Annotated in this window: 14 protein-coding genes and 1 pseudogene; 14 read left to right on the top strand and 1 reads right to left on the bottom strand. The window is 35.7% G+C overall.

What is annotated here, in order from left to right:
• Positions 1–5: 5 nt before the first annotated feature.
• The 5 genes from GX311_01340 (at position 6) to GX311_01320 (ending at position 5939) form a co-directional block, all read left to right on the top strand.
• Positions 6–1325 carry a V-type ATP synthase subunit B gene (locus GX311_01340; GenBank protein NLK15022.1) on the top strand — a complete coding sequence of 440 codons (1320 nt, stop codon included), beginning with the start codon at positions 6–8 and terminating at the stop codon, positions 1323–1325.
• 45 nt (positions 1326–1370) lie between these two features.
• Positions 1371–1991 (top strand): V-type ATP synthase subunit D, encoded by a 621-nt coding sequence (locus GX311_01335; GenBank protein NLK15021.1) that lies wholly within the window; start codon positions 1371–1373, stop codon positions 1989–1991.
• Entirely contained in the window at positions 1985–3799 is a 1815-nt protein-coding gene (locus GX311_01330) for a V-type ATP synthase subunit I (GenBank protein NLK15020.1), read from the top strand. Before GX311_01335 ends, GX311_01330 begins: the two co-directional genes overlap by 7 nt.
• Before the next feature lie 41 nt (positions 3800–3840).
• The gene (locus tag GX311_01325; protein ID NLK15019.1) at positions 3841–4302 is read left to right on the top strand and encodes a V-type ATP synthase subunit K; all 462 of its coding nucleotides are present in this window, start codon (positions 3841–3843) and stop codon (positions 4300–4302) included.
• Between the two features lie 308 nt (positions 4303–4610).
• The gene (locus tag GX311_01320; protein ID NLK15018.1) at positions 4611–5939 is read left to right on the top strand and encodes a sodium:proton antiporter; all 1329 of its coding nucleotides are present in this window, start codon (positions 4611–4613) and stop codon (positions 5937–5939) included.
• Between the two features lie 128 nt (positions 5940–6067).
• On the opposite strand, the gene GX311_01315 is transcribed toward GX311_01320, so the two are convergent.
• Positions 6068–7630 (bottom strand): acyltransferase, encoded by a 1563-nt coding sequence (locus GX311_01315; protein NLK15017.1) that lies wholly within the window; start codon positions 7628–7630, stop codon positions 6068–6070.
• A 242-nt stretch (positions 7631–7872) separates the two neighbouring features.
• Between GX311_01315 and GX311_01310 the strand changes: the two genes are divergently transcribed.
• The 9 genes and pseudogenes from GX311_01310 to GX311_01270 all read left to right on the top strand — a co-directional run bounded on the left by GX311_01310 (position 7873) and on the right by GX311_01270 (position 16613).
• Positions 7873–8451 (top strand): rubrerythrin family protein, encoded by a 579-nt coding sequence (locus GX311_01310; protein NLK15016.1) that lies wholly within the window; start codon positions 7873–7875, stop codon positions 8449–8451.
• Positions 8452–8755: 304 nt separating this feature from the next.
• Positions 8756–9708: pseudogene (locus GX311_01305) on the top strand (WYL domain-containing protein).
• A gap of 4 nt (positions 9709–9712) precedes the next feature.
• Positions 9713–10195 (top strand): RNA methyltransferase, encoded by a 483-nt coding sequence (locus tag GX311_01300; protein ID NLK15015.1) that lies wholly within the window; start codon positions 9713–9715, stop codon positions 10193–10195.
• Between the two features lie 61 nt (positions 10196–10256).
• Positions 10257–11462, top strand: coding sequence for a glycosyltransferase family 1 protein (locus GX311_01295; protein NLK15014.1), 1206 nt, complete (start codon positions 10257–10259; stop codon positions 11460–11462).
• A gap of 89 nt (positions 11463–11551) precedes the next feature.
• Positions 11552–12247 carry a hypothetical protein gene (locus tag GX311_01290; protein ID NLK15013.1) on the top strand — a complete coding sequence of 232 codons (696 nt, stop codon included), beginning with the start codon at positions 11552–11554 and terminating at the stop codon, positions 12245–12247.
• 102 nt (positions 12248–12349) lie between these two features.
• On the top strand, positions 12350–13366 hold the full coding sequence (locus GX311_01285) for a hypothetical protein (GenBank protein ID NLK15012.1): 1017 nt from the start codon (positions 12350–12352) through the stop codon (positions 13364–13366).
• A 27-nt stretch (positions 13367–13393) separates the two neighbouring features.
• A complete protein-coding gene (locus tag GX311_01280; protein ID NLK15011.1) occupies positions 13394–14566 on the top strand; it encodes a hypothetical protein in 1173 nt (390 codons plus the stop codon).
• A 163-nt stretch (positions 14567–14729) separates the two neighbouring features.
• The gene (locus tag GX311_01275; GenBank protein NLK15010.1) at positions 14730–15677 is read left to right on the top strand and encodes a hypothetical protein; all 948 of its coding nucleotides are present in this window, start codon (positions 14730–14732) and stop codon (positions 15675–15677) included.
• A 246-nt stretch (positions 15678–15923) separates the two neighbouring features.
• A complete protein-coding gene (locus tag GX311_01270) occupies positions 15924–16613 on the top strand; it encodes a trimeric intracellular cation channel family protein (GenBank protein ID NLK15009.1) in 690 nt (229 codons plus the stop codon).
• The last annotated feature ends 3 nt before the right edge of the window (positions 16614–16616 follow it).

Genomic DNA, 16616 nt, shown 5'->3' with positions numbered 1-16616 from the left:
AAAAAATTATGGCTAAAGCATTTCAGAAAATATATACTAAAATTACCCAAATCACAAAGGCTACGTGTTCAGTAAAAGCTACGAATGTGGGCTACGACGAGTTGGCAACCGTGCAAGGACGTTTAGCGCAAGTAGTTAAAATTATTGACGATGAGGTTACGTTGCAGATTTTTGAAGGAACCGAAGGTATCCCCACCAATGCTGAGGTGATTTTCCTCGGCAAAGCCCCATCGTTGAAAGTTAGCGACCAACTTGCAGGACGTTTTTTCAACGCTTATGGCGACCCGATTGACGGCGGACCTGTTCCCGAAGGAGAGGAGCGACAAATCGGCGGACCATCAGTAAATCCTGTTCGCAGGAAACAGCCGTCAGAGCTTATTGCCACAGGTATTGCAGGTATCGACCTGAACAACACGTTGGTATCAGGACAAAAAATCCCTTTCTTTGCTGACCCCGACCAACCCTTCAATCAGGTTATGGCAACGGTTGCGTTACGCGCCAAAGCCGATAAGATTATCCTCGGCGGAATGGGAATGACCAACGACGACTACCTCTATTATAAAAACGTGTTTAGTAATGCTGGTGCGCTCGACCGTATCATTATCTTTATGAACACCACCGAAGACCCTGCCGTGGAGCGATTGCTCGTTCCCGATATGGCGTTAACGGCTGCCGAATATTTTGCAGTGGATAAAAATGAAAACGTGTTGGTACTTCTGTCCGATATGACTTCATACTCCGATGCGTTGGCGATTGTTTCAAACCGTATGGATCAAATTCCCTCGAAAGATTCAATGCCCGGTTCGTTATATTCCGATTTGGCGAAAATTTACGAGAAAGCTGCTCAATTCCCAGATGGTGGCTCGATTACCATTATCGCAGTAACAACGCTTTCGGGTGGAGATATTACACACGCAGTGCCCGACAACACGGGCTATATCACTGAGGGACAGCTATTCTTGCGACAAGATACCACAATCGGCAAAGTGATTGTTGACCCATTCCGTTCGCTATCGCGTTTGAAACAGTTGGTTCAAGGTAAGAAAACGCGTGAAGACCACCCACAAGTGATGAACGCAGCTGTCCGCCTATATGCCGATGCTGCAAATGCGCGAACAAAACTAGAAAACGGTTTCGACCTTACCGACTATGACCAAAGAGCGTTGGATTTTGCGAAAGATTATTCGGAATATCTTCTTGCAATTGACGTAAACTTAGATACAGTAGAGATGTTAGACACAACATGGGGACTATTCTCTAAGCATTTCAGACCGCAGGAGGTTAACATGAGAATGGAACTGGTAGAACGATACTGGAAAAAGTAAAACTATTTTGATAACCAACAGTAAATCAATTTACTGACAAGATATATGGCGATAAAATTTCAATATAATAAAACTTCACGTCAGCAGTTGGAAAAACAGCTGAAGATACGTGAGCGTGCGCTTCCCACGCTACAAAGCAAAGAAACGGCGTTGCGTGTTGAAGTTAAAAAAGCGCGAAACGAAATAGAGGTGTTGGACAAAGAGTTAGAGAAACAGATTCAATCATACGACAAAATGATGGGAATGTGGGTAGAGTTCGACCCCACCTTGCTTCGCGTAAAAGACGTGCAACTTTCAAAAAAGAAAATCGCCGGAGTAGTAATCCCAATGCTTGACAGAGTTGATTTTGAACTGAAACCTTTTAGCGTGTTCAATCAACCAAAATGGTATTTAGATGGTGTAAAAACCCTTGAGACTCTTGCCGAAGCAGGAATAAGAAGAGATTTCCATGCCTTGAAAGTGGAGCGACTCGACTATGCGAGAAAAAAAACTACTCAAAAAGTTAACCTTTTCGAGAAAGTGCAAATCCCTGGTTATAAGGATGCTATATTGAAAATTAAGCGATACTTAGAAGATGAGGAGAACCTCTCTAAAGCTTCGCAAAAAATTATGCGTGCCAGATTAGAGAAAAAGAGAGAAAAAGAAGAGGAGGAGAGTGTATGTTAGCAAAAATGAAAAAGTTCACTTTTCTCGCCTATCACAAAGATTATGAGGTGTTTCTTCAAGATTTGCGTGAACTTGGATTAATTCACGTTGACGGAGCCGACAAGGTGATTGAAGACGATGAATTAAATCAATACTTCTTGACATTAAAGCAGTTACGCGAATCAAAAAAGATACTTCAAAAGCAGTTAGATAAAAAAGAGGAGATAGCTTACAATGTAGCCGACTTGGAATTGGGAAAAACTATTCCCGAAAAGATTGACGCTATCCAAACACAAATATCAACTTACACTCAACAACTGCAAGTAAGCACTAAAGAGCGTGACGCTCTAAAACCTTGGGGTAATTTTGAGCCTGAAGGTGTAGATCGGTTGGAAAAAGCTGGATATAATATTAGTTTCTTTATTGTTCCTGATAATCAATACAATCCTAAATGGGAAACGCTGTATGACGCTATCATAATTAATAGAGAAACTTCAAGAACCTATTTTATAACGGTTACTAGAGAGAGCAATATTGCCTGCAAAATAAATTTAGAGACAATCAAAATGCCCGACGTTTCGCTAACTAAGCTCAATCAGCTAATCCAAGAGCTTCGTGGAAAAGTTGAGGAGCAAGGCGCAAAACTAAAGGAGTTGGCGAAAGATATCCCATCGTTAGACGCTGTAGTAGCCGATTTGGAGCAAAAGATAAAATATACCAAAGTTAAACGCACAACCACTTCATTAGCAGATGATAAGCTAATGATGTTGCAGGGTTGGGCACCTGAAGATAATGAGAAAGAGATAACCGATTATTTAGAATCAAAAGCGGTATACTACCAAGTTTCCAAGCCGTTGCCAGAAGACGATGTCCCCATTAAGTTCAAAAACAACAAGTTCGCACGGCTTTTCGAGCCGATAGCCGAGCTGTATATGCTACCAAAATATACCGAAATAGATTTAACACCATATTTTGCACCGTTTTATATGCTCTTCTTCGGATTGTCGTTGGGCGATATAGGATACGGGCTATTTCTTGTGATAGTTGCAGGTTTGGCTAAAATTTTTATGAAAGACAAGTTAAGTATGTCTCTGAAAGGTATTTTGTCTTTGGTGCAAGTTTTAGGAGCCTCTACCATGGTAGCAGGTATGTTAACCGGAGGGTTTTTCGGTTTCTCAATATATGAACTCGATTGGTCTATTGCGCAGACATTAAGAGATAAAGTTTTTTTCAACAATAACCAAATGTTTATTCTCTCGCTTGTGTTAGGGGTAATTCAAATTCTCTTTGGTATGGTTATGAAAGTTGCCAATCGTATTAAGCAACAAGGATTTGTGTACTCGCTTTCCACAATTGGTTGGCTTGTCTTTTTGTTAAGTTGCATTTTTGGTGCACTTTATCCAGACGTAATGCCATTGTTTGGCTTGGTTCATATTATAATTATTATCCCCGCTCTTGTACTTATTTTCTTCTTTAATTCTCCGGGTAAAAATCCGTTCTTGAATTTGGGGCTTGGATTGTGGGATACTTATAATATGGCAACCGGTTTGTTGGGCGATGTACTGTCGTATGTTCGCTTGTTTGCGCTCGGTCTTTCTGGAGGAATCCTTGCAAGTGTCTTTAACAGCTTGGCGGCTGGAATGAGCCCCGATAATGCGATACTAAAACCCATTGTTTATGTTTTGATATTCCTTATTGGACACGCTATCAATATATTTATGAACGTATTGGGAGCAATTGTGCACCCTGTTCGTCTAACATTTGTTGAGTTTTATAATAACGCAGAGTTTCAAGGAGGAGGGAAAAAATATAACCCGTTTAGAAATTAATTAAATGAAAATCAATAACACTATAATTTTAAGAACAATTTATGGAAACTAATTTATTTATTGCCTATATTGGCATTGCAATTATGCTGGCACTCACGGGAATTGGAAGTGCTTACGGGGTTACGATTGTAGGGAATGCGGCTATTGGTGCTGCAAAGAAAGTGGAAGGAAAGTTTGGTAACTTTTTGGTTCTAACTGCACTTCCTGGTACTCAAGGATTGTACGGTTTTGCTGGATACTTTATGTTCCAAAACATTTTTAACGTGCTTACACCTGAAATCACTTTCTTTCAAGCGATGGCTACTCTCGCAGCTGGTTTAACATTAGGATTTATCGGTTTGCTATCAGCTATCCGTCAAGGACAAGTGTGTGCTAATGGTGTTGTCTCTATCGGACAAGGACACGACGCTTTCGGTAATACTCTTATCTTGGCGGTATTCCCCGAGCTTTACGCTATCGTGGCACTTGCAGCTACTTTCCTAATCGGAAGTGCTATTGCTTAATTGTAACAACGCATTTTATCATAAAAGGCTGTTCTTCTTTTCAGAAAAGAAGGATAGCCTTTTATGTTGTCTGTAAAAATGCTTTTAAACACAGATATAATACCGATTGGACAGCTACTATAGTCCAAACTTCACTATCGTTCGTTTGAACTATGTATCTGTAACATCGGCATTTACAATTGTAAAATTTTAAAAAAACAGGACTATTTTAAAATTACAATTGGTATAAAATGTTAATGTTTTGCTTTTAAATACTGTAATTTAAAAAACATAACTATTTTTGTGATTATTTTAATTCCAAATTGATTATGTTATTATCAGCAACAACTAATGATGTAGTAAATATGCCTCTTTGGGCTATTATTCCCTTTGTGTTAATGTTACTGTGCATTGCACTAGGTCCTCTATTCTTTGAACACTGGTGGGAGAAAAACAAAAACAAATTGATTGTCTCTTTAATACTGGGCATTCCCGTTGCAGGATATCTGATAGCGCAAAAGTTACCAGGACTTTTAGCGCATCAAATATTATTTGACTATATTCCATTTATAATTTTATTAGGTGCTTTATTTGTAATAACCGGCGGCATCCACTTAAAAGGTGATATTGAAGCAAAACCATGGATAAACACAACTTTTTTGGGAATTGGTGCCATTTTAGCCTCTTTTATGGGGACAACAGGTGCTGCAATGCTTTTAATTCGTCCGGTAATTAAAACAAACAGTCAAAGAAAATTTAAAGTTCACACAATTTTATTTTTTATAGCAATTGTTGCAAATGCCGGCGGACTACTTACTCCACTTGGCGATCCACCACTTTTCTTGTTATATCTAAGGGGTGCTGAATTTTCCTGGTTTTTCCATATGGTACCGGAATGGGCTTTTGTAAATGCCTTGCTACTGTTGATTTACTTTATTGCTGATTCATATTATTACAAAAAAGAACCTATAGAAAACATCAAATTCGACAGAGCCAATATTGTACCCTTAAGTTTACAGGGAAATATTAACTTTCTTTTCTTAGCAGGTGTTGTTGCATCTGTTGCATTTCTAAACGAGCAATATTTGCCTGTTATGAAAGAAAATGCCTGGGCAGGATTTATTAGAGAGGGAGCTATTGTTGCTATGGTTATTTTGTCTTTACTGTTCACAAAAAAACCAATACGAGAAGCAAACAAATTTTCGTGGGGACCAATTTTAGAAGTAGCTTTCTTATTCTTAGGGATTTTCATTACAATGATACCCGCTTTGCAATATTTAAAAGCACATGCTCATGACTTAGGAATAAGTTCAAACGCTCAATATTTTTACGCAACAGGAAGTTTAAGTGCTTTCTTAGACAATGCACCTACTGCTGTCTCTTTTTATAACTTAGCTATCGGAATGAATGATGGAGGAGTAGCTATTCCTGGTCCCGGCTATGTTGCAGGTATTGGTGAGATGGTTTTAACTGCAATTTGTCTGGGTGCGGTACTTTTTGGCGCCATGACTTATATTGGAAACGGTCCGAACTTTATGGTTAAAGCTATTGCCGAAGAGAATAAAATTGAAATGCCAAGTTTCTTTGGCTATATGATTAAATTCTCTTTAATAGTTTTACTACCTATTTTTATTCTTGTTCAACTTATTTTCTTATAGAACAGGAAACTTATATAAAAAAGAGGCTGTCTTTTATTTTGAGACAGCCTCTTTTTATTCAATATAATGGAATCTTTAAAGAAAAAAATTGAAATTACGGATTAGGGAGTTGAATTATAAGAATGTCGTTAATTTGTGGTTACAAAAGAAACATTTACATTTTTATATTCCCCTGAGGTTTTGTTTCTTGGCCAGAAAAAAGCTTTTACTTCTTTATTATTAATGCGTAAGAAAAAGGGCTTGTAGTAGGTATGAGTAAACTCATGGTGGGTAAATTCATTTTCTTTAACTTGAGATAGGTGGAAGTTTTTCCATAAAGCATTAGATATGTCATACACAACACTTGGAATTTCCCCCTCGTTGTGTTTGTAGTCGAACGAGATTTTTACAGTAATACCATGGGGATTATTGGTAAAAGTATGTATAGCCAAATTTTTATATGTATCTTCATATGTTATAATGTTCCCGGGTGTTATGTGCGAAGAGGTTATTTGTTGTTTGTTTTTAGGTATAAGGTAAATAACAATATATATAGACAAAAGTACTAGCATTGTTTGTACAATACGTTCTACAGGTTTAAAAAAGGCAGATTTTTCAGGCGAGGGTATTTTATTGAAAAGATAGCCAATGCCTGAATGTACAGGTTTTAAGGCTATAGCCAATATAATTATAAAAACGAAAAACAGAATTGCTAGAACGAGATGCCCCACAGCTCCCAAATTATTTTTTCCATAAGTTGAAATTATAGGGTCGCGTATTACAGCATTTATAACAAAAAGTATCATTGAGAGTTTACCGAGAAACAAAAAGAAAGTTTGCAGCAGTCGAGGTTTTTTGCCAGCCAACTGTTTTATTTTTGGATAACAAAAGATAAAAATAAGGCAAACGCTGAGAAACGTTAATGGGAAAAAGCTTTGAAAAAAGTTTCCAAGACTAAAAACAATAATTGCCAATACCAAAAAAACGGGCGAAATCTCTCGGTTTTTGTTGTGAGCAAACCAAATACCAAGACAAAATTCAGCTACATGTCCTGGAGAATTTGCTAAAAGATACAGATGTTGTCGGTATATACCGAATTCGTATTGCGAAATGTAAATCCATATATACGAAAGCAAACAAATTATAAGAAAACCTTTGATGTTGAATTTTTTTATTAAATAATTAAGAAGAGGAAATAGTAAATAGAGTTGAAAAATAAGTCCAAAAAACCACCATGGACCCGATACATTTAAACATTCATAAGGAGTAATAGTGTGAATAAACAGGAATTTATATCCAATAGCCCTCCATGTTTCAATTGAAAGAAATTTGTTGTAAACAACTAATGTAGTTAGAAATAGAACAAGTGTACCGATAATTAGAAGTGGATATAGTTTTTTTAGTCGTTCTATCATAAAAGTAAGCCAGGAACGATCGCGATTGATAAAAGAAACAGCAAGTCCGTAGCCACTAATAAATATGAAAAGCTGAACTCCAAAATGCCCGAAGTAACTAAAAAGAATATTGATTATCTCTCCGGTATAATCTTTAAGAGTATTGAACAAATTATATACATACGAAGGGTTGAATTCAAATTCATTTTCGCCAGTGAAAGGAGAAAGGTGGTGAAAAAAATTATGAAAAACTATTCCAAAAATAGCTAACCCTTTAATTAAGGTAGTGTCATTTTTGCTTAAGGAATAAACCTTCATCTGTTTTCGTTATTTTTTTGTAAATATAACATGTTTCTTAAAACTTTAAGAAAAGTTGAAGAGAATGCTTAGCTTATATAATATTATAATTTTCAACTAATTGATTATTATTTGCAATTTGCAAATCACTTTCTTTTATAAAGAACGAATTCAAATTACTAAACGAGCTTATTTTATGTCTCTAAATATATATCTTTACAGCCAAATCCATTATTAATCACAATTATAAAAAACATTGACGTATGAAAAGTATAAAAGGAACTCAAACAGAAAAAAATCTGATGAAATCGTTTGCCGGAGAGTCTCAGGCAAGAATGCGCTATACCTATTTTGCAAGAGAGGCTGATAAAGAGGGCTTCAAACAAATTGCAGCTATTTTTATGGAAACCGCCGAGCAAGAAAAAGAACACGCAAAACGCATGTTTAAATATTTAGAAGGCGGAATGCTTGAAATTACATCAACTTTCCCGGCAGGAGTTATCGGAACAACAGCCGAAAACTTAAAAGCTGCTGCTGAAGGAGAAAATGAAGAGTGGACAGAACTATATCCTCATTTTGCAGATGTTGCTGAAGAAGAAGGATTTAAAGAGATAGCCACAATGTACCGAATGATAGCTAAAGCCGAAGCTATTCACGAAGAACGCTACTTGAAACTATTGCAACGTGTAAAAGACGGTACTGTTTTCTCACGCGACGAAGAGATTGAGTGGCAATGCAGCAACTGCGGATATGTTCACAAAGGTAAAAAAGCCCTTCAAACTTGCCCCGCATGCTTACACTCACAAGCATACTTCGAGCCTAAAAACGACAAGTACTATTAGTCGAAAGTAGAGACAGCGCATGAGCTGTCTGTTCAGAAAGTTAAAAATATTTATACGGTCGCTGAGTTCATCGAAGCGACCGTTTTGTTATTATACTATACAAGGTAAAAGTTTCCGTGCCTTAAAAGGCATTGCTATTAATATAAACTGATATTCAATTAATTACCACCTTGTGCTTGACTGTACACAACACGCACTTTCTACTTTCACCTTTTAACTTTTACCTACTTTGCTTTCGCTTGTGCTTCAATTTGGCATACCATTGTTGTATATTTGCAATATCATAAATTAAAATAACAAAATTATGTCAAGTAAAAAAAGCAATAAAGTCGCCACACTGCTTAAGCGTTATATTTGGTTAGTAGAAACTATCCAACAAGCAGGAAAAATTACGTATGAAGAGATTAATATAAAGTGGACTAACTCAGATGATCTAAACGAACTAAAAGAAGATATCCCACTGCGCACTTTTCATAATCACAGAATTGCAATTGAGGAGTTGTTCAATATCAATATAGAGTGCGACAGACAAAATGGTTATCGCTATTACATTGAAAAAGATGAAGATGAAGATAAAAACAAAAATAGTAAAAATGGTGCACTCACTTGGATGTTAAATGCCTTTGCAATCAGTAATTTGCTTAACGAAAGCAAGGGCATTCGAGATAGGATTTTGTTTGAAAATATTCCATCGGGGCACCAATATCTCACTAAGTTTATAGGAGCCATTAAAGAGAATTTAAAGGTTGAGATGACCTATCAAAGTTTTGAAAGGAAAGAGCCAAACACTTATGAGATAGAGCCTTACTGTCTGAAAGTCTTTAGACAACGATGGTATGTTTTGGCTCGAAGTCCATATTACGACCAGCTACGAATTTACTCTTTAGACCGAATACAGGAGTTGAAGATTACAAATTCGAGGTTCGATTATCCTGCCGATTTCTCACCCGAGGGCTTTTTTACTACAGTTTTGGAATTATAGCCAGTTCTAATCAAGACCTCGAAACCGTAAAAGTGAAAGTATATAACAATCAGCGGAAATATTTTGAAACACTTCCATTGCACCATTCGCAAACGTTGATTGAGGAAAACAGCGAATACGCAATGTTTCAATATACCATTTGCCCAACATACGATTTCGTTCAAGAGCTGTTTATGCACGCCGAAAACGTAGAGGTAATAAAACCCGAATGGCTAAGAAAAGAATTTGCAAACAAAGTGCAACAGATGAGTGAAATATATAATCGTAAAATCTGATATTATGTCAAAAGAGTATCCAAATATAATTGTTCCTAAAGAGGTTAGAGGATATTGCGGAATTGGCGTAGAGGCAATTTGTAGCAGACGAAATCTCGGCACCTTGTGGCGTTCTGCGCAGATATTGAAAGCCGATTTTATTTTCTTGATAAATATTAGATACGATACAATGAGAACAGATACAATGAAATCGTGGAAACATATCCCGTTGTTTGAGTTTTCCGATTTTGACCACTTCTACGATGCTTTACCAAAAGCCTCTTCGCTTGTCGGTGTAGAGTTAGATAAGCGAAGCGTTCCGTTGATGTCTTATAAACATCCACAAAGAGCGGTTTATCTGTTGGGTGCCGAAGATAAAGGACTTTCAGATAAAGCACTATCAAAATGCGATGAAATTATTCAAATCCCCGGCGAGTTTTCGCTAAATGTTTCGGTAGCTGGCACAATAGTTCTGTATGATAGGCTTACGAAGAATGGGGCATTATAATGTATTGATATTTAACAAATAACAAATAAAATCTAACAACGATCTAACAAAAGAGTAGGTTATGAAAAAGATTGCCATGTTTACAATGGGTACAAGAGGTGATATTCAGCCATATATATTTTTATCCAAAGAACTTATTCTAAACGGATATGATGTAACACTCGGCTCGCATCCCTGTTGGAGAAACTTAGTAGAGGATTCCGATATTCGCTTTGAGCCGATTGGTCCGGATATCAACATAGAAAAAGAGGCAGCAATTATTAGGGGGAAAAATTCAAATCCTGCATTAAGTATGCTTAGGATGATGAGTTTTGTTTTTAAAATTATTCAAAAATCAACACATGAGATTTTTGAAATATGTAAGGGCAAAGATTTAATTATTGTAAGCCATAGTCAAATGGGTGCAACAGAGGCTGAAGCGTTAGGAATTCCTACGGTTAACGTGACATTGCAGAAAGAGATGATTGCCGAAAAACTAAAGCCTCAGACCTTTTGGAATAAACTGATTGGTAATATTATAGGAAAACAGGTTGCAAAACCATATAACAAAATTAGAAAAGTATATGGATTAAAACCGATTAAATCTTCTGACGAGATTATTTCTCGTAAGTTGAATTTAATACCAATTAGTAAACATGTATTAGAGAGAAATCCATATTGGGAAGATCAGCATATTTTGACCGGTTATTGGTATGATAAAGAGGAAAATTATATACCTGACGAAAAGTTGGCTAATTTTCTTGCAAGTGGAGAAAAACCAATAATTCTTTCTCTCGGAGCAATGTCATTCGAAGAAAAATCTGAAAAAGAAAAATTGGATATGTTTGTAAGTGCTTTTAGCAAATCGGGGTATCGAGCTATTATCCAAGGATTTCAGAAGACACTTCAGAATTATGAACTGCCAAAAACAATGATTTCATGCGGTAGTATTCCGCATAGCTTTCTTTTTAAGCAATGTTTATTTGCTATTCATCACTGTGGATTTGGAACTTCAGCAGCCACAATGATTTATGGTATTCCATCTATTCCGGTACCACATGTTTTAGATCAAATGGGATTTGCAATGCAACTGTACAATATTAATGTTGCAACAAAGCCTCTAAAGTCTAAGAACTTGAGTGAAAATTCAATATACGAAGCAATATTAGATATGAAAAGCACCTACGAGGAAAAGAAAAAGAACGTAGAGTTACTTTCCGCCAAGATCAAAGAGGAAAGGGGTTTAGAGGAGGCTGTGAGATTAATTGAAAAGGTGATGAATGTATAAATTACGTTTTGTTCTCGGCATCGCCTTAGACTGTGGCACAGTAGGACAAAGAAAACGGAGAAAACGAAAATATATAATTTGTATCAATTATGAGAAACATAGAAGAATTACAACAAGATTATCAGAAATATTTGACGTATCTACACTGTGGCAGATACGGTTTTACTTACGATGAGTTAGATCAACACTCTGTAGAAGAGTTGGAAACAATGGCAAATTTTGGCTGGAGCGACGATATTAGCGAAGAGCTGTACGAAATTTTTATGTTACGCCGAAAAAGGAAGCTTAATCAACAGTTTGTTTTCAATCAGGAAACTATACAAGAAATTGTTGAACTTGATAAAAAACTCACAAACTATTGTCGTGAACTAAAAAAGGAAACCGAAGAGTTGTATAACCAAATGCAAGAACAGAATAGATATTACTTCACTATCAACGGAGAAGTAGTGGTGCAGGGCTGTAGCCCATTTATTGATTGTGCTCTTACATCTATAAATGAAAATTTGTTGTCATTTAGTATCTCCTCTCTCGACGGAATAGAGCATTTAAACCTAATTTCTATTTTCAATTTTGAAAGAAATTATGCCGACAAAATTTTATCCTACAACACGCAAAAAGCTGTCAAAATATTTGACGAGGCAAGAATTTGTCATATTGGTTATCCGTTTTTTCTACTTTACCGTAAAAGCAGCTTAAGCTTGTATGATATTTTGGAAATTTGTGGCTTGCAGAAGGAGATAAATATTCGTTATTGTAGTGATTTTAAAAGAATTGAAAATAAATAGATTTCGAAATAATAAAACAGTTTGGTATCTTTGATAAATAAACAAAATATACGGGGAAACTGAAAACCGAATATAATATGTAGAATTTTAAATAAAGAATTTATGAAACCTAATATTTTTAAACTTGCAACTAAAGAACTGTCCCAAGACGGCTTTTTTACATGGCTTATACAATGGGCAGACAATACTTACATTCAGCATAACCAACAATTAAACGAAACTGCAAAAGACTTTGTAAGATTGCTACTTGATGAAACATCAGACTATCAAATTAAAAAGGTTGAAGCAGGCAGACAGTGGAATAACATTGACATATGGGCAGAAGTCAATGACGAGTACGCTATTATAATAGAAGACAAAACCAATACCGGCGAACATTCAGAACAATTAGAACGTTACAAACAAATTGCAAAAAACCACTATAAAAACAAAAAACATAAACTTGCTTTCGTGTATATCAAGACAGGAAATGAAAGTTCTTCAACACTTCAAGAGGTTAAAAAAAAGGGTTACTCAACAATTGATAGAAAAGCCATTTTAAATGTTTTTAATAAAAGAGAGGTTAGTAATGACATTTATAATGATTTCAAAGAATATATGACTGCTATTGAGGAACAAACAAATTCGTACACAAAATTTGAAAACATAATTTCTGATTGGAAAGCAGGAGAAGGTTTTTTTATGAAATTGCAAGAGCTAATATCTGAATCAACAGATTGGGGATATGTTTCAAACCCAACAGGCGGATTTTTAGGATTTTGGTATCATTGGAATGGAATAGAGGAATGTAGCATTTATATACAGATTGAAAACTCATTTGATTACGGAATAAAATTAATGTTAAAAGTAAGCGATTGGGAGCCAAGTACCGATTTACTCTATGAAATTTTAGAAGAAATAGAGCCTTTCGCAAAGAAAAACGGAATTTCAATAACAAAGCCTGACAGGTATAGAGCGGGGGCGACATCAACTTTGGCAATTGTTGAAAATGCTTTTACAGTTGACAATGAAGGAAATTTAGAACTTGAAAAATTTATTAGGACATTAAAAGCACTTGAAAAAACTGTTGATGAATATTGTGACGAAATAAATACATCACGTAACAAAAGTAGTATGTAAAATTACTAGCATTTTAAAAAATAAAACATGGAAAACATTCGAAAAACACTAAGTGAAATAGAAGTAATTCGTGTTCGTAACGAAGCTATACTCGATGCTACAGGCGGTCGATTTAATATGTTTCGTGTTGTAGGAGTTAATCATTACGAGAACACTCATTCAGGAATTATAGCGGAGTTCTTAAATCCAAATGGCTCACATGGACTTAAGGATAAGTTTCTTCGCGAATTTATTAACCAAACTATTCCTAAAGATTTCTCTTTCGACTGCAATAAAGCTCTCGTTAATACAGAACTGACATTAAATGATTTAGGCAGAGCAGATATTGTTATTGAGCAAAAGGATAAGCAGAAAGCAATAATCATAGAAAACAAAATATACGCAGGCGACCAAAGTGAACAGCTAAAAAGGTATGATAAATATGCTTACGGCAAATATGGGAAAGGAAATTATTTAATACTTTACTTAACACTCGATGGAGTAAATGCTTCCGATGATAGCGGCTCTGGTGTTGATTATACAAATATTTCTTACGCAAGTGACATGGTAAAATGGTTGGAGGAGTGCACAAAAATTAGCTTACACTTTCCAATGGTTAGAGAAACTATCAATCAGTATATAAATCATTTAAAACAATTAACAAATCAAGATATGGATGCAAAAAGCCAAAAAGAAATAGTAGATATTCTTTCTAAAAAAGAAAATATTCCAAATGTTGCTAAAATATTAGAAAATCAAGAGGCTTGGAAACAAGAAATTATCATTAAATATTTAAAACCATCGTTAGAAAAACTTGCAAACGACAGAAATTTAAAATTTGATGGTAGCGACCTAGATAAACTATCTGAAAAAAATAAGTATTTTTCATTTTATCGCGAAGAGTGGGGTAGATTTAGAATTTATTTTGCTTCTGAAACAACTGGGTATACAAACTTTTTTGTAGGAATAAGTCACTCAGAAGGAGATGCAACAAAAAATGTACAAAAACAATTTAATTGTTTTAAGCATGAGTCAAATGCGTGGTGGCCCTATGGTCATATTTATTTAGACAATCGTTTTTGGAATAACGACACTTTTGTTGATATATCCAAAGGAGATGATAGCGAACTTATCAAGGAAATAGCATCTTTGTTAGACGCAATTCTTAGTGAGATTAAAGAAAAAGAAATTGATTTTAAAGATTGTGATAAAACTGAATAAAACTCTTGAATAAAGTAACTCTATTGTTTTAAGCAGGATTGATTGAAAATCAGCCCTGCTTTTTTAAATTAAAAATTTGTTTTCTGTGTGCAAGCCTTTGGCACAGCTCGCCCATATCTTTGTAATATATTCAAAATAAGTTCAATTTAATATATTACAAATCATGAAAGTAAAAACATTTAACTCAGACAAATTCAAGGTTGTCCGTAAAGATGACAAACTGAATGTATTCTTAGATGACCACCTGGTTTCCGCCCAGGCTCTGTCAGACCTTTCTAACCATTACAAAGTACCAAGTACTACACTTTACAATTTCCAGGAACGTTCCCCTGTCACGTTTTTAGAGCCTGTTTTAAGAACTCTTCCATCAATTACTGCAGTTTTAAGCGACGACGAAACTAACGTCGAAGCTATCGTCCATCCCAAAAAAAAGTTTGTAACAGACGAGCAGTTACAACAAGCTACCGACATCTTGTCAAGGATTGATACTGAGGAGTTTCAAATTCTCGGTATAGACCACTGGCGATATAAAGCCAATGTTGAACGTCCCTTGCAAGGAGGTCTAATTCTCAATGTAGGTCTTCTCAGATTAGCTTGCATGAACGGAGCCACTGTTTCACACTCAGATTATAAGAAATCATTCAACGCAATGCCTGCAATTGCTGAAATACAGTCATTCAGACCAATATCGCCTTATGAGTTTCTAAACAAAGTTTTTGACCATGACCGTCTCGCCTCAGTTGCAGATTTAGAGGCAATGGCTAAAGCATCAGAAGTTACTAATCCATCAGATTTTTTTCCTATTGAAAAAGTCTATAAGCACTATTTGCAAACTGGCAATCTCAATTTGAAAAAAACCTCAAAAGGTCTCAAAAAATACCTCTCATCGGGTCTGTTATATTTCGACTGTTTCAACATTCTTAGCTATGTAACAACCCACTTTGCAAAACCCAGTTTCGAACTTAATCGCAATGTTGGTTCATTCTTGTCAGTCTCCTCTCTCAGAGAGAATGAGATTAGGAAGCTTTCACAATCACAAATCACAGCACCGGTATTTGATTCTGATACTTTAGAAATTCTCAGAGGAGACAAAGTTGCTGAAACATTGTGACTTAATCCTAAACCCTAATTTTTAGGTAATAGATATTTGAAATTAAAAGGCAAAAGGAGCAAGGTACAAGGTAAAAGTGTGGAACCGCTCCATAGGCTTGCGCCTATGGTTAACCATATATCGTCCTACGGAAATAAAGTCTATAACCCTCTATGGAATAAAATATTGGATTTTATAAAATAGCAATTGTTAAAACTTGCTCTCTTTTTCCTATTTTTGCAAAGTTGATAATAAAATCACAGGTGTATGTTTGAAATGCTAATTGGAATATCGCTAATAGATTATATTAAAGCGAATTATGTCTTACTGTTAGACCACGCAGGTACATTTGCATTTGCTTTAAGTGGAATTCGACTGGCGGGCGAAAAAAAATTCGATTGGTTTGGAGCCTATGTTGTGGGATTAGTTACTGCAATTGGAGGTGGAACTACTCGCGACCTGTTGTTAGGTGTAACTCCATTTTGGATGTTAAATAGCTCATATTTAATTGTTACGGCGGTAGCTCTGCTCTCATTTGTTTCTCTTAAAAGATTTATTTTCAGATTAAATAAAGCTCTGTTCTTGTTTGACACCATCGGTCTCGGACTATTTACAGTGGTTGGAATAGAAAAAACCTTAGCAGCAGGTTACCCATTTTGGGTTGCCATTATTATGGGTATGATTACAGGCTCGGTTGGAGGTTTAATCAGAGATGTTTTAATTAACGAAGTACCTCTTATATTGCGTAGAGATATATACGCAATGGCTTGTATTGTCGGAGGTCTCGTTTTTGCATTGTGTTACTGGCTCGAAGTGGAACGCGCTTTAATAAACCTTATTGCAGCATTTACCGTGATACTGATAAGATTTATTGCTGTTAAGTATAAAATTCAACTTCCAACAGTAAAACAGGGTGATATAAAGGTTAATAAGAAAATGTTCAGATTAAAAAAATAGGAC

The sequence above is a fragment of the Bacteroidales bacterium genome (genome assembly GCA_012519055.1).
Taxonomy (GTDB): Bacteria; Bacteroidota; Bacteroidia; order Bacteroidales; family Salinivirgaceae; genus JAAYQU01.
Note: the sequence above shows the minus strand (reverse complement) of the source record. Positions and strands in the feature narration are given on the sequence as shown.